The organism is Anaerotignum lactatifermentans, assembly GCF_016902535.1.
Classification (GTDB): Bacteria; Bacillota; Clostridia; order Lachnospirales; family Anaerotignaceae; genus Anaerotignum; species Anaerotignum lactatifermentans_A.
Map to the genome: position 1 here is coordinate 35,041 of NZ_JACSNY010000012.1, position 17,033 is coordinate 52,073.

General features: G+C 52.5%; 18 protein-coding genes, 1 other RNA gene and 1 pseudogene. 3 read left to right on the top strand and 17 right to left on the bottom strand.

The annotated features are described in order from the left end of the window. Positions 1-5 precede the first annotated feature (5 nt). The 10 genes from H9X84_RS09650 to H9X84_RS09695 all read right to left on the bottom strand — a co-directional run bounded on the left by H9X84_RS09650 (position 6) and on the right by H9X84_RS09695 (position 9,871). Positions 6-200: a hypothetical protein gene (locus H9X84_RS09650; RefSeq protein ID WP_205134148.1), complete on the bottom strand. Its 195-nt coding sequence runs from the start codon at positions 198-200 to the stop codon at positions 6-8. A 140-nt stretch (positions 201-340) separates the two neighbouring features. After that, positions 341-677, bottom strand: an RNA gene (gene rnpB, locus H9X84_RS09655) — RNase P RNA component class A. A 33-nt stretch (positions 678-710) separates the two neighbouring features. After that, positions 711-2,372, bottom strand: a complete 1,662-nt coding sequence (locus H9X84_RS09660) for a nucleoside kinase (protein ID WP_243423718.1) — start codon at positions 2,370-2,372, stop codon at positions 711-713. A 19-nt stretch (positions 2,373-2,391) separates the two neighbouring features. Further along, on the bottom strand, positions 2,392-3,510 hold the full coding sequence (locus H9X84_RS09665) for a Nif3-like dinuclear metal center hexameric protein (protein ID WP_205134149.1): 1,119 nt from the start codon (positions 3,508-3,510) through the stop codon (positions 2,392-2,394). After that, positions 3,498-4,187 carry a tRNA (adenine(22)-N(1))-methyltransferase gene (locus H9X84_RS09670; protein ID WP_205134150.1) on the bottom strand — a complete coding sequence of 230 codons (690 nt, stop codon included), beginning with the start codon at positions 4,185-4,187 and terminating at the stop codon, positions 3,498-3,500. Before H9X84_RS09670 ends, H9X84_RS09665 begins: the two co-directional genes overlap by 13 nt. Positions 4,188-4,312: 125 nt before the next feature. Then, a complete protein-coding gene (gene rpoD, locus H9X84_RS09675) occupies positions 4,313-5,386 on the bottom strand; it encodes an RNA polymerase sigma factor RpoD (RefSeq protein WP_205134151.1) in 1,074 nt (357 codons plus the stop codon). Positions 5,387-5,425: 39 nt separating this feature from the next. Beyond that, positions 5,426-7,204 carry a DNA primase gene (gene dnaG, locus H9X84_RS09680; protein ID WP_205134152.1) on the bottom strand — a complete coding sequence of 593 codons (1,779 nt, stop codon included), beginning with the start codon at positions 7,202-7,204 and terminating at the stop codon, positions 5,426-5,428. 203 nt (positions 7,205-7,407) lie between these two features. After that, complete coding sequence (locus tag H9X84_RS09685; RefSeq protein ID WP_205134153.1) at positions 7,408-8,421, bottom strand: deoxyguanosinetriphosphate triphosphohydrolase; 1,014 nt, start codon at positions 8,419-8,421, stop codon at positions 7,408-7,410. A gap of 142 nt (positions 8,422-8,563) precedes the next feature. After that, complete coding sequence (locus tag H9X84_RS09690) at positions 8,564-8,989, bottom strand: helix-turn-helix domain-containing protein (RefSeq protein ID WP_205134154.1); 426 nt, start codon at positions 8,987-8,989, stop codon at positions 8,564-8,566. 93 nt (positions 8,990-9,082) lie between these two features. Then, positions 9,083-9,871: a metallophosphoesterase gene (locus tag H9X84_RS09695; RefSeq protein WP_205134180.1), complete on the bottom strand. Its 789-nt coding sequence runs from the start codon at positions 9,869-9,871 to the stop codon at positions 9,083-9,085. 137 nt (positions 9,872-10,008) lie between these two features. Here H9X84_RS09695 and H9X84_RS13210 point away from each other — a divergent pair, with 137 nt between their 5' ends. After that, positions 10,009-10,143, top strand: coding sequence for a hypothetical protein (locus H9X84_RS13210; RefSeq protein WP_275552250.1), 135 nt, complete (start codon positions 10,009-10,011; stop codon positions 10,141-10,143). A gap of 56 nt (positions 10,144-10,199) precedes the next feature. On the opposite strand, the gene H9X84_RS09700 is transcribed toward H9X84_RS13210, so the two are convergent. Both H9X84_RS09700 and H9X84_RS09705 read right to left on the bottom strand, forming a co-directional pair. Then, positions 10,200-10,460: a hypothetical protein gene (locus tag H9X84_RS09700; protein WP_205134155.1), complete on the bottom strand. Its 261-nt coding sequence runs from the start codon at positions 10,458-10,460 to the stop codon at positions 10,200-10,202. Beyond that, a complete protein-coding gene (locus H9X84_RS09705; RefSeq protein WP_205134156.1) occupies positions 10,375-10,893 on the bottom strand; it encodes a hypothetical protein in 519 nt (172 codons plus the stop codon). The genes H9X84_RS09700 and H9X84_RS09705 overlap by 86 nt, the downstream gene beginning before the upstream one ends. 123 nt (positions 10,894-11,016) lie before the next feature. On the opposite strand from H9X84_RS09705, the pseudogene H9X84_RS13215 reads away from it, so the two are divergent. Continuing rightward, positions 11,017-11,199 (top strand): annotated as a pseudogene (locus tag H9X84_RS13215) (hypothetical protein); the annotation flags it as partial. Between the two features lie 206 nt (positions 11,200-11,405). Here the strand turns inward: H9X84_RS13215 and H9X84_RS09715 are convergent. Genes H9X84_RS09715 through H9X84_RS09725 form a run of 3 tightly spaced genes read right to left on the bottom strand, consistent with a single transcriptional unit; the run spans position 11,406 to position 14,330 of the window. Beyond that, on the bottom strand, positions 11,406-12,698 hold the full coding sequence (locus H9X84_RS09715) for a TRAP transporter large permease (protein ID WP_205134158.1): 1,293 nt from the start codon (positions 12,696-12,698) through the stop codon (positions 11,406-11,408). Next, positions 12,695-13,183 carry a TRAP transporter small permease gene (locus H9X84_RS09720; RefSeq protein WP_205134159.1) on the bottom strand — a complete coding sequence of 163 codons (489 nt, stop codon included), beginning with the start codon at positions 13,181-13,183 and terminating at the stop codon, positions 12,695-12,697. The genes H9X84_RS09715 and H9X84_RS09720 overlap by 4 nt, the downstream gene beginning before the upstream one ends. 16 nt (positions 13,184-13,199) lie before the next feature. Continuing rightward, positions 13,200-14,330, bottom strand: a complete 1,131-nt coding sequence (locus H9X84_RS09725) for a TRAP transporter substrate-binding protein (RefSeq protein ID WP_205134160.1) — start codon at positions 14,328-14,330, stop codon at positions 13,200-13,202. A 485-nt stretch (positions 14,331-14,815) separates the two neighbouring features. On the opposite strand from H9X84_RS09725, the gene H9X84_RS09730 reads away from it, so the two are divergent. Beyond that, positions 14,816-15,490 carry a GntR family transcriptional regulator gene (locus H9X84_RS09730; RefSeq protein WP_205134161.1) on the top strand — a complete coding sequence of 225 codons (675 nt, stop codon included), beginning with the start codon at positions 14,816-14,818 and terminating at the stop codon, positions 15,488-15,490. A gap of 171 nt (positions 15,491-15,661) precedes the next feature. On the opposite strand, the gene H9X84_RS09735 is transcribed toward H9X84_RS09730, so the two are convergent. Continuing rightward, the gene (locus tag H9X84_RS09735; RefSeq protein WP_205134162.1) at positions 15,662-16,609 is read right to left on the bottom strand and encodes a recombinase family protein; all 948 of its coding nucleotides are present in this window, start codon (positions 16,607-16,609) and stop codon (positions 15,662-15,664) included. Between the two features lie 100 nt (positions 16,610-16,709). After that, the gene (locus tag H9X84_RS09740; protein WP_205134163.1) at positions 16,710-16,976 is read right to left on the bottom strand and encodes a hypothetical protein; all 267 of its coding nucleotides are present in this window, start codon (positions 16,974-16,976) and stop codon (positions 16,710-16,712) included. Positions 16,977-17,033 lie beyond the last annotated feature (57 nt).

A 17,033-nucleotide genomic window follows, 5' to 3' on the forward strand; every position in this document is an offset into this window, starting at 1 on the left:
ACCTCCTATTTCTTCTTTCGCCCTTCCAGCTTCAAGACCAGAAAAATCAGCAGCACCCACAGCACCATCAGCACCAGGGCCAGGGGCAGTATGGCCGACAGCAGCGTTTCCGACGGAATCCGTTCTGCCAAAAACCACAGCAGCGCCGCCGCGAAAATAATATAGACCAGCGTCACCAGTCCCATTTTTCCTCCCCGCATCCTCTCACCTCTCGCTTCTTTCCTTGTCTATGTTAATTTTCTCGTTTGATTATAGCCCCCTTTCCGCCAAAAAGCAAAGGGGCCTTACAAAAAAATCCGACATTTCCCGGGGAAATATCGGATTTTCTGTGTTTTTCAAAAAGGAGAGCAGACCTGTAAGCCGGGTTCTGTCGTGGACAGCCATCTATCTTGGTCTGTTGTCGCCAACAGCATCATGCGATTTTTTGCGAGGCGGAACGAGCCATTCCGTACTTCCTCTTTCATCTTGCTTCAGGCGGGGTTTACAGAGCCTCCCTCGTTACCGGGGGAGCGGTGGGCTCTTACCCCACCTTTCCACCCTTACCTGCCAAAGACAGGCGGTTTATTTCTGTTGCACTTTCCTTAGAGTCGCCTCTACCGGCCGTTAGCCGGCGCCCTGCTCTATGAAGCCCGGACTTTCCTCACTTCCGAAGGAAGCGCGACTGTCCAGTCTACTCACCTCTGGTATTATACTGAAATCCGTCTTTTTTGTCAAACCTTAAAGCAGCTGCCGCCGATAAATTCCTTAATCAGGGAATTATTGGGGATCTCCAATCCCGGCGCCGCCAGGAAATAGCCCAGGAATTTGATGAGCCGTTTGGCTGTAATGTATTCCGGCTGGTCCTCCCGGATGCGGAACAGCTGCGGCTCCGCGTACTGCTTCAATACACTCAGCTCATAAATGGTAGCAGAGTTAAAGACCACATCAGCGTTTTCCTGATAAGGAAAAATATTCTCCGCCTCGCCCTCTGTCACATCATCCCACTGGGCGATGGTGGTAGCGGCATCTCTGCCCCGGAACTGATGGTCCCGGACCATACGGCGGATCAAACGGCTGTCGGAGGTAGAAATCCGGTTGTGATCGTCCACATTCAGCTGGGTCATGGCGCTGATGAAAATTTTGAATTTCTGCTCCGCCGGAATCTCCGAAGTGAGCATATCGTTCAGCCCATGGATGCCCTCCAGCACCAGAATCTCGCCCGACGCCATCTGGATACGGTTGCCGTTGTACTCCCGTTTCCCTGTAATAAAGTTATAAGTAGGCAGTTCCACACACTCCCCTGCGATCATTTTTTTCAGATCGTCATTAAGCAGCGGCAAATCCAATGCCTGAATATGTTCATAATTCTTTTTGCCGTTTTCATCCACCGGCGTTTTGTCCCGCTCCACGAAATAATCGTCCAGAGAGATCTTATGGGGCTTGACGCCCAATACCTTCAGCTGGATACACAGCCGGTTGGCAAAAGACGTCTTGCCGGAAGAGGACGGCCCGGCGATAAGCACTACCCGCACCTGATCCATCCGTTTATGGATCATATCGGCGATCTCCGCCACCTTCTTTTCGTGAAGGGCTTCATTGATGCGGATCAGGTCGCCGAATTTGTCCTGAGAAATGGCCAGATTCAATTCCGCCACATTATTGACGCCCATGAGCTGGCACCATTTCATCTGCTCCAGAAATACGGCGCTGATTTTTTTGGGATCGGAAAATTCCCGCAGTACCTCCGGATTTTTGGGGTCCGGGAACCGGATCAAAAATCCGTTCTCATAGGCCATCAGATGAAAGACTTTGGTATAACCCGTAGACGGCGGCATGTAGCCGTAAAAATAATCAAAATACCCATCCAGTTCATACAGATTTACATTGGAAGCCCGGCGGTAGCGGAACAGTTCCGCCTTATCCAGCATCCCCTGTTTTCTGGCGATGGCTCTGGCCTCCTCCTTCCGCATGGTACGCTTGTAAATGGGCAGATCCAGAGCCACATATTCCCGCATTTTCCCTTCCAGCTTCCGCAGAAGTTCCTCCGTCAGTTTCATTTCCGGCCGCCGGATCTCGCAGTAGAGATTTTTCTGGAGGGAGTGCTCCACCACCACCAGAGAATCCTCGCCAAACAAATCCCGGACCGCCTTTACCATCAAAAACAGTACGCCGCGGCGGTAGACCCGCAGGCCCTCCTCATTATCTATGCCGTAAAAAGTGATTTCTTCCTCTCCGCAGATCCGTCTGGACAATTCCCGCAGCCGGTTCTCCTGTCTGGCCAGCATTACAGGCCCCTTTACGGTACCAGCGCATTTCTTGGCCAGATCCTCGTAGGTAGTACAGGGGGTATAGGTCATTTCTTTCCCCATGACAACGATCTTCTTCTCTTCCATGAACTTCCTCCTTTTTGGGTTACAGGCTCCAAAATGTCTGTCCGTTGACCTTGGAACACAGGACCTCCAACTCCCATCCTTTTTCCGCCGCCGCCTTCTCCAGCGCTTTTTGCAGCACCGGCACAATCAGTACCTCGCTGGCGTAATGAGTCACATCCGCCACGCAGATGCCTGCCTCTACCGCTTTCTGGGCCTCGTGGAACTTGATGTCCCCCGTCAGATAAGCGTCGGCGCCTTTGGCATGGGCCGGCAGTACAAACTCCGCGCCGCTGCCGGTACACAGAGCCACTCTTTTTATCATTTTATGGGCGTCTCCCGTCAAACGGATGCTGTCCAGCCCTAATTTTTCTTTCAGCAGTTTGGCGAAGGCCGCAAACTCCATGGCCTCCGGCAGTTCTCCCATACGGCCGATGCCTTCCCGCTGTCCCTTCTGCTCCACAGCATAGATGTCAAAGGCCACTTCCTCATAGGGGTGAGCCGCCAGCATGGCCTCCACCACCCTTGCCGTCTTGGAGGCAGGCACAATGGTCTCCAGACGGATTTCTTCCGCCCGTTCCAGCTTTCCTTCCTCTCCCAGATAGGGATGTGTCCCCTCCAGCGGCAGGAAAGTGCCTTCGCCTTTGGCCCCAAAAGTGCAGCAGGCATAATTTCCGATATGGCCCGCGCCCGCCTGACACATGGCCTCTCTGACAGCATCCCCATGAGAAAGGGGCACGTAAACCACAATCTTCTTCAATTCTTCCGCCCATGTTTCTTCCAGAATTTCCACCTGTTCCAGCCCGATCAGTTCCGCCAGCACATCGTTGGTGCCGCCTTTTGCCACGTCCAGATTGGTATGGGCGGAAAAAGCGGCGATCTTATGCTCCGCCAGCGTCAGTATTTTTTCCCCCACCGGCGTTTCCGGCGTGATGCTGTCAAATTTCTGGAACAGCAGCATGGGGTGATGGGTCACAATCAGTTCCGCCTGGGCTTCTATGGCCTCTGCGATAACCTCTTTTGTCACATCCAGCGCCACCAGTATTTTTTTCACTTCCCGCTCCGGTCTGCCTACGGCCAGTCCCGGCCGATCCCAGCCTTCCGCCAGCTTTCCGGGGGCAATCCCCTCCATAACCGCCATAATATCCTTTACTCGTACCATGCTTTCGCCTCCCTGATACACGCTAAGATTCCTTCTACCTCTGTCAGACGTTCCGCCGCCTTTTCCGTGTCCGTTCGGGCCAGCCCGGCGGCAATGGTGCCGTACTGTTTTTCCTCCTGACACAGTTTCTCCCAAAGGACGGCGTCCTTCCGGCGCAGCAAACCGGCGCCGTAGCGATATTCCGCCAGTGTCCCGTACTGTTCTTCTCCCGGCACGCAGCGGAAAATATCGTAATACTTTCCATCCTCCAGCACCAATTCCTCCCGGTCTATGGCATAGCCCATTCTATGCACCAGCCGCCGCACCGCTTCCATGTCGTGCTGGGGGGAAAGGACCCATTCCTTCAGGCTTTTGGCTGCTTCCTCGCCGTCCTCCAGAATGTGGCAGATGAGCATACCGCCCATACCGGCAATGACGGCACATTCCACCTCGCCGGGAGCTACCGGCGTAAGGCCGCTGCCCAGCCGGGTTTCGATGACCTCTCCCGCACCCATTTTCTGTATATTCTCTCTGGCCTTTTCCAGCGGCCCCGGGTTCAGGTCGCAGGCCAGCGCCTTTTTGATCCTTCCCTGCTCATATAAGTATAAGGGCACATAGCCATGGTCTGTGCCAATGTCCGCCATGGTCTCGCAGCGCACCAAAGACGCCACAGTCCGCAGCCGTTTCGATATGTCCATAGTTTCTTTTCCTTTCTTTCTAAAAAAACAGCAGAGAGAAACCGTCCGGCCGGAAGTTCCTCTCTGCTTTTCTTTCCTGATAAAGACGCGTCCGACGACAGGCACTCTCCCCCGTCAGCTGCCTTTTATTCCAGATAATCCTTCAGTTTTTTGCTGCGGCTGGGATGACGCAGTTTCCGCAGGGCCTTCGCCTCGATCTGACGAATACGCTCTCTTGTTACGTTAAACTCTTTTCCCACTTCCTCCAATGTTCTGGCACGACCGTCATCCAGACCAAAGCGCAGGCGCAGTACCTTCTCTTCTCTTTCTGTCAAGGTGTCCAAAACCTCGATGAGCTGTTCCTTCAGCAGTGTAAAGGCTGCCGCTTCTGCGGGGGCGGGGATATCATCATCGGGGATAAAGTCGCCCAGATGGCTGTCCTCCTCCTCACCGATGGGGGTTTCCAAAGATACGGGCTCCTGTGCGATTTTCATGATCTCGCGAACCTTTTCTTCCGGCATCTGCATTTCCACTGCCAGTTCTTCCGCGGTCGGTTCACGGCCCAGTTCCTGCAGCAGCTGTCTGGAAATGCGGATCAGCTTGTTGATGGTCTCTACCATATGCACCGGGATACGGATGGTTCTTGCCTGATCGGCGATGGCTCTGGTAATGGCCTGCCGGATCCACCAGGTAGCGTAGGTAGAGAATTTATAGCCCTTATGGTAGTCAAATTTCTCCACGGCCTTGATAAGCCCCAGATTGCCCTCCTGGATCAGATCCAGGAACAGCATCCCACGGCCAACGTATCTCTTGGCAATGCTGACAACCAGACGCAGGTTGGCTTCCGCCAGTTTCTTCTTGGCTTCCTCATCGCCGTCCTCCATCCGCTGGGCCAGTTCTACTTCCTCTTCCGCGGAAAGCAGGGGCACCTTACCGATCTCTTTCAGATACATCCGGACAGGATCGTCGATGTTGATGCCTTCCGGCAGTGTCAGATCCAGGTCCTTCTCCACTTCTTCCTCTGCGTCCAGATTGCCCAGAATGTCGATGCCCTGGGTTTCCAGATATTCGTAGATGCGGTCGATGCGGTCAGGGTCCAGGTCCAGATCTGCCAGATGATCCATCACTTCTTTATATTCCAGTACGCCCTTCTTCTTTTTCCCCATGTTGACTAATTCTTCCAACCGGGTCAATAATGTTGTTTCTTCGACGGATTTCAACGCAATCCTTCCTTTCTATGCTCTTATAGTCTAACCATATCAAATGGTAATATGCAGCGCATCCAGCTTTCTTTTGGCCTCTACCAGCCTTTGCAGGTCCTCGGCGGACGCGGCCTGTGCCGTCATACGGTCGATTTTTGTCCGTTTCATCCATTTTACGGCTTCTGTGACGGCTTTTTGCAGGTCGGCCCCCTCATCCATGGGGACCTGGGCGGCAAAGATCTCGGTAATGAGCTTTTGTTCCTCCGGCTTCTCAAAATGACTCACCAGCTCCGCCGGGAACACATTCCCCGACTTCTGCCACAAAAGGCCCATTTCCCGGAAAGCCTCCCGGTAAACCTCCGACGTAAAATCGTCGTCCTCCAACAATTCCTGTAACACTTCATATATGTGACCATGGCCGGCGCACAGATACAATAAATTCTTTTGGGCTTCCAACAGCCCCTTTTCCTCCTGTCTGCCTGCGCCATATTGTCTTTTTGCCTGAAGGCGTTTTTGTTCCGCCTCTTTCTGGAAAGCCGCGTCTTCCTTTCGCAGCAGCTTTCTGATCTCGTTTTTGATGGCGCCCTCCTCCACCCCGGTCATCCGGCTGATCTCGGCGGTATACACATCCCGCTCGATCTCATTATCCAGCTTTGTCAGGGCCTGGGCCGCCTCTGTGGCGAAACGCACACGGTGCTCCGCCAGTTCCAGATTGTATTTCCTGCGGATACAGGCAATCTGGAAGGAAATATAATGCACGGCGTTTACCAGCAGCTTGGCAAATTCCGCCGATCCATTCTGTTTGATAAACTCATCCGGGTCCTTGCCATCGGGCACCTGAGTCACACGGACCCGAAACCCGTTGGATACCAGCACGGGAATGGCGCGCAGGGCCGCGTTGGTCCCCGCCTCATCGCTGTCGTAAAGCAGAATGATGTCCTCCGCGTACTTTTTCAAAGTGGCAGCGTGCTCCTTATTGAAGGCTGTGCCCAAAGAGGCCACCACATTATGAAACCCCGCCTGATAGACGGAGAGCATATCCATATATCCTTCCACCAGGATCAGTTCCTTTTTCCGGGCCGCCTTGGCGAAGTTCAGCCCGTAGAGATTCCGGCTCTTACTAAAGAGCACCGTTTCCGGAGAGTTCAAATACTTGGGCTCTCCCTTTCCCAGAATCCGCCCACCAAAGCCTACCACACGGCCCTGGGGGTCAAATATGGGGAACATGAGCCTGCCGCGGAAACGGTCATGGAAACCGCTTCCCTCCTTATCCGGCAGTGCCAGACCCGCCTGCTCGATCTCTCCGGCGGAAAAACCCTGTTCCTTTAAATAGTCAAATAAGGCATGTCTGCTGTCCGGGGCATAGCCCAGACCAAATTTCCGGCACATGGCCGGCTGCAGCTTCCGCCGCTGCAGATACCGTCTGGCCTCCTCCCCCTGGGAGGACTGGAGGGTGTCGTAAAAAAACCGTCCCGCCAGCTTGTGCATCTGAAACAGCCGTTCCTTCAGCTTTTCCATGGCAAGGGCCTGTCCCGTCATATTCTGCTTGGGCAGCGGGATATTGGCCCGCTCCGCCAGCTTTTTCACCGCCTCGGGGAAATCACAGTTTTCCATCTCCATCAGAAAGCCGAACACATTCCCCGCCGCACCACAGCCAAAGCAGTAATAAAACTGTTTCTCGCTGTTGACGGAAAAAGAAGGCGTTTTCTCATGATGGAAGGGACACAGCCCGAAATAGGAGCTGCCCTTCTGCTTCAGGGGGACATATTGGGAAACGATTTCCACAATATCGTTCTGCATACGGATCTCCTCGATGAGCTCTCTGGGATACCGCATTTCTCCTCCCCCTTTCCCTTTGAAAACGCAGGTGTGATTTATTCCAAAACAGTTGAAAAGGAAGCTGTTACACTTCCTTTTTCCTTTCTTACTTCATAGTTTTCGACATTATCTCAAAAATTCCTTCCTTTTCTCCCCGTTTTGTATGATTGAACAAAAACCGCGCAGAAAAAGCAATCATTTCTCAAAAATATATCAATAAATCAGAGGACGCTCCATTCCTCGGGAATGAAGATCTTTTTGAACCGTGCCACAGCAAAACGGTCCGTCATACAGGCCACATAGTCACAAACGGTCTGCTGCTTCGTTTCTCCCTCCGCCATCAGCCGCAGGAATTCCTCGTCCATCTCATCGGGATGGTCCATGTAGTAGGCAAACAGATCCCCCACGATCTTATCCGCTTTTTTATGCTCCGCCAGAGCCACCGGACTGGCATACACCCGCTGGAACATAAAAGCCCGCAGTCCCATCAGTGTCTGGCGCATCTGGGGGCTCATACAGATATCGCCCTTTCCCATGCTGTTTTGAATGGTATCCCGGATCATGGCGTTGATGCGCTTGCTGGAAGTGCCGCCGATGACGGCCACATACTCCGCCGGAATGTCCTCCGGCCGCAGCATCCCCGCCCGGATGGCGTCGTCGATATCGTGATTGGTATAGGCGATCTTATCGGAAAGCTGCACCACCTTCCCCTCCAGTGTGGCAGGGGAACCGCTGGTACGGTGGTTCAGGATGCCGTCCCGCACCTCCCAGGTCAGATTCAGCCCGGCGCCGTCCTTTTCCAATCTGTCCACCATCCGCAGGCTCTGCTCGTTGTGGGCAAAACCGCCCATGTTTTTGCAAAGCTCGTCCAGCTTCCGCTCCCCGGCGTGGCCAAAGGGCGTATGGCCCAGATCATGGCCCAGAGCGATGGCTTCCGTCAAATCCTCATTGAGCCGCAGGGTACGGGAAATGGTTCTGGCAATCTGGGATACTTCCAGCGTATGGGTCAGGCGGGTACGATAGTGGTCTCCTTCCGGGGAAATAAAGACCTGCGTCTTGTGCTTCATCCTCCGAAAGGCCTTGCAGTGGATGATACGGTCCCGGTCCCGCTGGAAATCCGTACGAATATCACACTTTTCCTCCGCCTTTGCCCTTCCTCTGGTCTGGGCGCTTTTGGCCGCGAACTGGCTCAGTGTTTTTTCCTCCAGTTCTTCCTGAAACAAACGGTATTCCATCGTATCACCCTCCTTTTTTTCTCTTCTATATTGTAAGAATACGCCGTTTTGCGGGAAAAACCTCTTTTTTCCCAGCAAAAAAACAGGGAAATCCCCCGTCTGTCAAGGTTTTTCCCTGTTTGTCCGTCAAAAGTATTCCGCCTCAGGGCTGGAACTGCTTAAAGTACGTTTTCGCGAAGATATCCTTTAAGGCCAGCATGGCATCCTCGGCCGAGTAGCCGTATTTGTCCCGCACCTCCCGGATCATGGCCGCGAACTGCGCCTCATAAGGCCCGCAGTCCATTTCCTGCTGATAGGTCACCAGAATGGGATACAGCTTCGTCCAGTCCACCACGTAGCCGTTTTCTGTCGCTCTGATCTGGGGCTGTTTTTCTTCCTCCCCCAGCAGGCTGTTGTAATCTGTCCGCAAAACCTCCGCCAGCCGTATCAGCCCCGGCACCGTGGGCACCGTTGTCCCCGCCTCCCATTTGGAAACGGTCTGTCTTGCCACATCCAGCTGTTCCGCCAGCGCCTCCTGGGTCATACCCGCCGCTTTTCTGGCTTTTGCGATATTTACTCCCAATGCCATATTCTCGCCTCCCGCAGTGTTTTTCCTGATTTTATCACAGCGCCGCGGGAAAATACACCACTTCCGGCAGCAAAAAAGCACTTCTCAGGCGCCTTATTCCGGCACCTTTCCATCGCCGGTATACTGGGCCAGCTTTCTGCCCCGCACCTGCACAAATTCCATTTCCGGATACCGCAGCGCCGTCAGATAGCCGCCGTAAACACAGCCCTGGTCGATATCCACCGTATTGCGGACGATGTCCGGCCGTTCCGCCACCGTATGTCCATAGACCACCAGCGCTTTGCCGTTGTATTCCCCGGCCCAGTTGAGCCGCTGTGGCCTGCCGTTTTCGTCTGTTTCTCCCGTAGTCTCGCCGTAGAGACAGACCGCCCGGATCTTGTTGGAGAACCGGCCCATGGATTCCTCCCGCAGTCCCCCGTGGACCACCGCCAGCCGCTTTTTATCCAGCATCAGGTAATAGCACTGGCTTTCGTAGCACTGGAGGTATCTCTGGCGGAAGGCCCGGCGCTCGTCCTTGCTGAGCCGCTCATATTCCGCCACCGTATGCTCCAAACCATGGGAGATATGTACCTTATTTCCCAGAAGATAGCGGTAGAGCTTGTTGCAGTGGTTGCCGTGAATCCAGAAGGCACCGCCGTACTGAACCTGATCCATCCAGAAATTCAGGCAGGCCAGGTTTTCGTCTCCCTTGTCCGCCACATCTCCCACAGAGATCAAGCGGCGGCCCTTGGGATGGACCCATCGATTTCCTTCCCTGCGGTAGCCCAACGCCCGGATCAGCTCCATCAGCTCCCTGTAACAGCCGTGGACATCTCCCACAATATCAAATTTATTTTCCCGAAACTCCAAAATACGGAAGTTCCGCTGCCGTTTTTCCTGCATACCGTCCACCATCATCATTTCTCATCGGATTTTCTCTCTTTAGTATCATAACATAAAAACAGCCGCCGCGGAAAAAAATATGAAAAAAACCTTTCCCGGAAACATATACCTAATATCAGAAGGGAGGAATCGGATCTATGTATGCCAATAAACCCATCCCCCAGCCCTTCGGCAAAAAAAGGACGCCCGCGCCGCGGAACCAGCCCCGTCAAAGAGGGACTGCCTGCCATCCGCTGGCGCTATGGCTGCTGTGGGAGCTGCTTCGGGGATAACAAAAAAAGGCATCCGCCTGTTTTTACAGGAGGCATGCCTTTTTCTTCGTCCGTTCCTATCTGCCCAAAAACGCCATCATCTGCTGGAGCTGCTGCCGTTCTCCGGGGGACATGCTTTCCGTCAGCGCCAGAAAGAGGGCGTTTTGCTCCTCTTTGGACAAACTGCCGCCGGCCGCCAGCTTTTCCCCGTACTCTAAAAATACGTCCAGCCGTTCCATGCCGGCTTTCCCCCTACTTTTTTCCTGCGCTTCCCGCAGCAGGCGCAGACGTTCCTCCCCCAGCGCCTGAATCTCCGGTTTTTCCCATATAGATGCCATAGCCATTCTCCTTTTTCTGTAAGATCTGTCTGACTTCCATGACCTTTAAGATCAAATCCAGATTGCGGCTCTCCTCCCCGGAAAGACAAGGGCGGATGGCCGCCAGCAGTTTTCTGCGGCGCAATGCCGGACTTTCCTCCCGGCGGCTACGGGCCTCCAGCGCGCTGCCTTCCAGTACCCGCCGCATCTGCATCAGCCGCACCACCACATAAAGATCCTTCTGGTATTCCTGATCCAGAAAGGGGATGGCGGCAAAGAGCATCCTCTCCCCTTTTGTCTCATCAAAAACCGACGTGCCTTCCGCCGGCGGCTCTGCCTGTTCCGCAGGCGGCGAACCACCCATCAGCCTGCGCAGCCGTTCTACCCGGCGCAGCATTTGCAGGCCCTCGGCCCCCTGCAGCAGCTCCGTCCACTGTACGTCCTTTTCCTCCATGGACACAGACCTCCTCTGTCCTCTCTTTTCCTATGCTTATGAGCCAAGGCGCAAAAAAATGCCCCATCCAGTCCCAAAGCGGCAGGTTTTACATACTAATAAAGGAGAAAGGAGGTTTTTCCCATGGCATACACCCAGGCCCGCTCCTCCGTCCCCACCGGCAGAGGCGTGGGCATCGCCATACTGGACACCGGCATCTCTCCCGTGGCCGACTTTACCCAGCCGGAAAACAGAATCGTCTGCTTCCGTGATCTGGTCAACCACCGGACACGGCCCTACGACGACAACGGACACGGCACTCATGTCACGTATTTTCCCCATGACAAAGATCCCCAGCGCAAAACGCCGGGGACCTTCGGTCAATGAGTGATATACAATCATTTATCAGGAGTCTTATTTCATTTTCCGGCCGTCAATGGAACATAACCAGCGCGGCCAGAATGATGACGCTGGCGCCGATGAGACGGCTGCCCAGCTCCATACGCCACTGCATCGCTCTTCCCCCTTTTCTCTTAACCCATCAGATTGGGCAGGAACATGGAAATCGCGGGAACATAAGTAATCAGCAGCAAAGTCGCGATCATCAGTACCAGGAAGGGGACAATCCCCTTGATGACCACATCCAGCGTCGTTTCCCCGACACGGGAGGCGACGAAGAGGTTAACACCCAGAGGCGGTGTAATAAAGCCGATGGCCAGGTTGGTTACCATGATGATGCCGAAATGGATGGGATCTACCCCCAGAGCGGTTACCACAGGGAACAGGATGGGCGCCAGAATCATGATGGCGCATACTGTTTCCATGAAACAGCCTACCAGCAGAAGCAGCAGGTTGATGAGCAGCAGAATGATGATCTTGCTGTCTGTCATGGAAGTCAGCAGTGTGGCAACGGTGGTAGGGATACGGCCCAGAGTCAGGACCTTGGAGAAGCCTGTTGCGCAGCCGATTACCACCAGAATGGTCGCTGTGGTCTCGCAGGCTCTTTTTGTTACGTCCAGCAGATCCTTGAAATTCAGTTCCTTATATACGAACAGACCGATAATCAGACTGTATACTACGGAAACCGCCGCCGCTTCGGTGGGGGTAAAGATACCGCCGTAGATACCGCCCAGGATGATAACGGGAGACAGCAGCGCCCATTTGCCCTTCCATACCTCTTTCAGGGCACGCTTCGCGCTGAAAGGCTCTGTATCGCCTTTGTAGCCCGCTTTCTTTGCATAGAAATAGCTGTAGAAAATCAGAACCAGACCGATCAGAATACCGGGGATGAAGCCCGCCAAAAACAGGGAGCTTACGGAGCTGTTTACCGTTACGGAGTAAACAACCATTGGGATACTGGGCGGGATGATAACGCCGATAGAGCCTGCCGCCGCAATCAATGCCAGTACAAATTTCTTATCATAGCCCTTCTGCAGCATGGTAGGCACAACCATACCGCCGACAGCGGCAACTGTCGCCGGGCCGGAGCCGGAAATGGCCGCGAAGAACATACAAACAACTACGGTCACGATAGCAAGACCGCCGCTGATCCGGCCAAAAAATACATTGGCTACATCCAGCAGCCGTTTGGAAATACCGCCGCCGCTCATCAGTTCCCCGGCGAATACAAAGAAGGGGATCGCCATGATGGGAAAGGAATCAACGCCGGTGACCATATTTCTGGCTACAAAGCCCAGCGTCAGCTGGTCTGTGAATAAAATATACGCAAGGGATGCGATCCCCAGTGAAAACCCGATGGGTATTGTCAGTACAAGACTGATAATCAAAGTAATAAATACAACCGCAGCAATAGCACCTGTTGTCATGCGTCCTGCACCTCCTCATGCTTGTGTAAACCTTTGATTCTTCTTACGATGCACTGCACCTGACGGATGGATGTCAGAGCAAACCCGATCAGGGGCGCGCAGTATACAAACTGCATGGGCACGTGCAGAGCGGGAGAGATCTGTCCGCTGGCGGAGATCTTCTGGAATACCGTCACGGAAGTCACCGCGATGAATACGGAGAATGCCAGAACGATGATCTCGCTGAGGATCTCAATATAGGGACGCAGCTTTTTGGGATACAGATTGATGGCCGCGTCGATACGGATATGGGCTTCCCGTCTTGCCGTATAGGCCACAGAGAAGTATACCAGCCATACAAAGAGATATCTTGCCAATTCCTCGGACCATGTCAGGGAATTGCCGAATACATAACGCATTACCACCTGAATGAAGATGATAATACTCATCAAAAACATCAGCGGCACAATAAAGCACGCCTCCAAATGCTCGTTCAGAAATTTCATACCTACCCTTCCTTTCTTACTGCTGTGCTTCCACGGCGTCATCAGGATATTTCAGCTTGGCCTTTTCCACTTCGCTGTACAGCAGATCCACCACTTCGGGGTGCTCTACCTTTGTATAGGCCAGATCCTTGATGCCCGCACAGGCTGCCTTCATTTCTTCCACAGTTTCGTCGCTCAGTTCGCTGTAATTCATACCGGGATAATTTTTAATGTTTTCCAAAGCCACCGCTTCGTACTCGGAACACCGTTCTCTTTCATAAGCCACTGCCTCATCAGACACCTTCAGGACGATCTCCTGCTGTTCCGGCGTCAGTTCATTAAAGCGCGCCTGGCTCATCAGAATGATGTAAGGAGAGTAGATATGTTTTGTATATACATAATATTTCTGCACCTCGCAGAATTTAGACTGCCATGTCAGTTCCGCGCCGTTGTCCTGCCCGTCTACAGTACCCTGCTGCAAAGCGGTAAACAGTTCCGTAAAGGCCATAGGGGTGGGGTTGGCGCCATATGCTTTCCACTGTGCCAGCTGCAGTTCGTTTTCCATGATTCTGATTTTCAGCCCCTCCAGGTCGCTCATAGACTCGATGGGACGGTCTGTTGTGGAAAGTGTGCGGAAAGAGTTTTCCTGCCACTGCAGCAGCTGGAAGCCTACCTCACTGAGCTGCTCGCCCAGATAATCTCCCAAAGCGCCGTCCAGCACTTCGTATACCTGCTGTTTGTTGTCAAACAACCAAGGGATGTCCAGACAGAAAATATCGTTGCAGAAAGACGCTACGGTAGCGTTCGTTGCCAGCACGATGTCGTAATCGCCGAACTGACAGCTTTCCAGCAGTTCTCTCTCGCCGCCCAGAACGTTGTCCGTATAAATATCTACGGTCATGGTACCCTGAGATTCCTGCTCAATACGCATTTTGAAGTATTTTGCCGCGTCGATGGTAGCAGGCGCGTTGCCCAGCGCGTAAATCAGATGTTTACAGTCATCTGTCAGTTCCACACCGGAATCAAAATTAACTGCTTCTACCTTCTTTTCTACGAAACCGCTGCTGGAAGCAGGCTCCGTACCTTCCTGGCTCTCCTCTTTGCCGCAGCCGACCGCTCCAAAAAGCATCCCTGCCGCCAGAAGAAAGGCCAATCCTCTTTTGATCATACAAATTCCTCCCTCATATATTATGTTTCCCCTTGCTGCGGCAAAGCAGAGTAAAGTGCATTTTTTGTCTGCATAAATCTTATTTGCCGCAAATGAATCTTCTTTCGAGATTCCTTTAAACTTTATTTAATTATAATTAAGCAGTTATTAAATTTCAATTAGCATAAATTATCAATAAATAAACCTCTTTTTTGTTTAAACAAAACATCCATGTACTTCTTTAAAGTTTTAAAATTATAAAATAAAACATTTTTCCCAAAAAAAGCATCTATTTTCCATATTTCTCCATAGGAAAAAGTGCATTTCACACAAAAACATCTGTTTATTTGTGCATTTTTAACTGATTCCATATTAAAAAAATGTATATTTTACGGAAATAGTACCCACAAAAAAGGATTCCATATTGAAATTTCGCTCCATTCGTTTTACAATAGAATTTGAAATCTGTATCACCCATTGACTATATCGAAAAGGAGGTAGGCAATATGGGGGAAAAGATGACTTTGGCGGACCAGATCTATCAGGATTTGAAACAGGAGATTTCCAATCAGGAACTGGCTTCCGGCGAAAAGATCAATATCAAGGAACTGGCAAGAAAGTACGGCGTCAGTGATACGCCTGTCAAGCAGGCGCTGCAGCGTCTGGCGGAAGAAAAACTTGTCGTCAACACGCCCAATAAGGGAATGAGCGTTCGTTCCTTCAATCCCAGGGAACTGAACGACGTATTCGATATTCGTCTGATGCTGGACACCTTCTTTATTCCGGATATTATTTCCGCACTCAATTACAACGATAAGCTGCGGCAGCAGCTTCTGGATAATCTGGCCCAACAGAAGGAATTTATCGAAAACAGTACTTCCGACCGGGAGGCGGAACGGTATTTCCAGCTGGATATGGAATTCCACACGCTGTTTTTAACGGCTTCCGGCAATAAAAAGGCCGTGGAGATCCTGACGGATCTGCATCCCTTTACATTATCCACCGGTTCCTATTACAGCCAGCCCCACTACCGGGACTGCGAATGTGTAGCGGAACACGAGGCCATTCTGAACGCGGTTATGGCGGCGGACGCTGCGGCATTAAAAACCGCGGTAGAGACTCATATCAACAATTCCAGAAGAGCCTTTCAGCTGATTTTCAAGCTGAATCAAATGATCTGACAACGGTTTTCTCATCCGGAAGGCACAAAAAAAGGAAGAAACCCGCACATACACGGGAACATCCTCATAAGAAAGCAAATATTGCCGGAATCCTCGTAAAACAAAGAGGATTCCGGCAATTCTATTTTGACGGAAATGATTATCTTATGAAGACTGCTTCGTTTCTTCCTTTTATTCCGGCTCCCGCCCTCGGCGTTCTCCTGCCGGCGGAGGGAAATATCCCTTTCTGCCCCGGGCCGCCTGCCCAAAGACCTCCGGCGTTACCAAAGGCGGATGGGTATTTCGTACCACGATCCATTCCCGGGGCGGGCAGGCCCTTGTTTTTCGACTCTTATAGCTGACTTTCTTTTCCTTTCCCTGCACCATATGTCCCAGGTAAACGGGATGGGACAGCATTTTCCGTATGGTTGTAACGGCCCAGACAGAATTCTCCCGTCGGCCCAGGTCCTGGCCTCGTTTGCGTTTCCACTGCGATGGCGTCTCCACGCCCAGCGCCGTCAATCGGACGGCAATCTTCCGGCTGGACAGGCCGCCGGCGGCATAGGCAAAGATTCTGCGCACCACCGCCGCCGTTTCCGGCTCCGGCAACAGCCGATGGCGGTCGGCCGGGTCCTTCCGATAGCCATAGGGGGCATAGTTGCCCAAAAACTGCCCCTGCTCCATTTTCCGCCGGAACACCGCCCGGATATTTTCCGACAGCTCCTCGCTGTACCATTCGTTGACCAGACTGTTGATCTGTCTGGCTTTTTTATTTTCCTTCCGGGCGGTATCCACACCGTCTACCACTGTAACGAAGCGGACCCCCCACAGCGGAAACAGCTCATGGAGATAACGCTCCGCCGTGGCCATATTTCTGGTGAATCGTGACTGGGTCTTGCAGAGGATAATGGAAAACCGGCCCTCCGCCGCGTCCCGCAGCAGCGCCTGGAAGCCGGGCCGATCCTCCCGCAGCCCCGAATAATCCTCATCGGCATATACCCCAGCAACCTCCCAGCCTCTGGTTCCGGCATAGGCCAGCAGCAGACTTTTCTGGTTGGAGATGCTCTGACTTTCCTCTCCCACCGCCATGCCCGCGTCCTCCACAGACAACCGGCAATACAGCGCCGCCCGTTCCCTCATAAATCGCCCCTCCTTTGACACTATCCTATGAAGGGGCAAAAAAAAATAAAACCGTTTCCGAATCCACGGAAAACGGTTTTATTATAATCTTCCTTATGTATTATAATCCTTTAAACAGATATTTCTGGCAGCCGGGACAGGTGGTGTCCTCCTGCAATTTTCTGCGGCAGTCCAGTTTCTTGCCGCAATGGGGACATACATAAGTCTTGGTCTCCAAAAAGAAGTCCAGCACCACAAAAGCGACCATCAAAAGCCAGTTATGCAAAAATACAAAACTGATTGCTGCCGCAAGCAATAAAACAATGCTGATTTTCTGAAATTTCTTATATTTCTGGTATAAAACCCGTCCGTTCTCTGGTAATTGCACAATTTTTGCCTCCTTTTTCTGCCGGCTTCTGTATCTATTGTATCCCATCCCCCGAAA

Excerpts from the sequence above, each read along its gene's own strand:
- H9X84_RS09650 (WP_205134148.1), bottom strand. The coding sequence starts at position 200 with ATGCGGGGAGGAAAAATGGGACTGGTGACGCTGGTCTATATTATTTTC.
- H9X84_RS09660 (WP_243423718.1), bottom strand. The coding sequence starts at position 2,372 with ATGGAAGAGAAGAAGATCGTTGTCATGGGGAAAGAAATGACCTATACC.
- H9X84_RS09665 (WP_205134149.1), bottom strand. The coding sequence starts at position 3,510 with ATGGTACGAGTAAAGGATATTATGGCGGTTATGGAGGGGATTGCCCCC.
- H9X84_RS09670 (WP_205134150.1), bottom strand. The coding sequence starts at position 4,187 with ATGGACATATCGAAACGGCTGCGGACTGTGGCGTCTTTGGTGCGCTGC.
- dnaG (WP_205134152.1), bottom strand. The coding sequence starts at position 7,204 with ATGCGGTATCCCAGAGAGCTCATCGAGGAGATCCGTATGCAGAACGAT.
- H9X84_RS09685 (WP_205134153.1), bottom strand. The coding sequence starts at position 8,421 with ATGGAATACCGTTTGTTTCAGGAAGAACTGGAGGAAAAAACACTGAGC.
- H9X84_RS09690 (WP_205134154.1), bottom strand. The coding sequence starts at position 8,989 with ATGGCATTGGGAGTAAATATCGCAAAAGCCAGAAAAGCGGCGGGTATG.
- H9X84_RS09695 (WP_205134180.1), bottom strand. The coding sequence starts at position 9,871 with ATGCAGGAAAAACGGCAGCGGAACTTCCGTATTTTGGAGTTTCGGGAA.
- H9X84_RS13210 (WP_275552250.1), top strand. The coding sequence starts at position 10,009 with ATGTATGCCAATAAACCCATCCCCCAGCCCTTCGGCAAAAAAAGGACG.
- H9X84_RS09700 (WP_205134155.1), bottom strand. The coding sequence starts at position 10,460 with ATGGCATCTATATGGGAAAAACCGGAGATTCAGGCGCTGGGGGAGGAA.
- H9X84_RS09705 (WP_205134156.1), bottom strand. The coding sequence starts at position 10,893 with ATGGAGGAAAAGGACGTACAGTGGACGGAGCTGCTGCAGGGGGCCGAG.
- H9X84_RS09715 (WP_205134158.1), bottom strand. The coding sequence starts at position 12,698 with ATGACAACAGGTGCTATTGCTGCGGTTGTATTTATTACTTTGATTATC.
- H9X84_RS09720 (WP_205134159.1), bottom strand. The coding sequence starts at position 13,183 with ATGAAATTTCTGAACGAGCATTTGGAGGCGTGCTTTATTGTGCCGCTG.
- H9X84_RS09725 (WP_205134160.1), bottom strand. The coding sequence starts at position 14,330 with ATGATCAAAAGAGGATTGGCCTTTCTTCTGGCGGCAGGGATGCTTTTT.
- H9X84_RS09730 (WP_205134161.1), top strand. The coding sequence starts at position 14,816 with ATGGGGGAAAAGATGACTTTGGCGGACCAGATCTATCAGGATTTGAAA.
- H9X84_RS09735 (WP_205134162.1), bottom strand. The coding sequence starts at position 16,609 with ATGAGGGAACGGGCGGCGCTGTATTGCCGGTTGTCTGTGGAGGACGCG.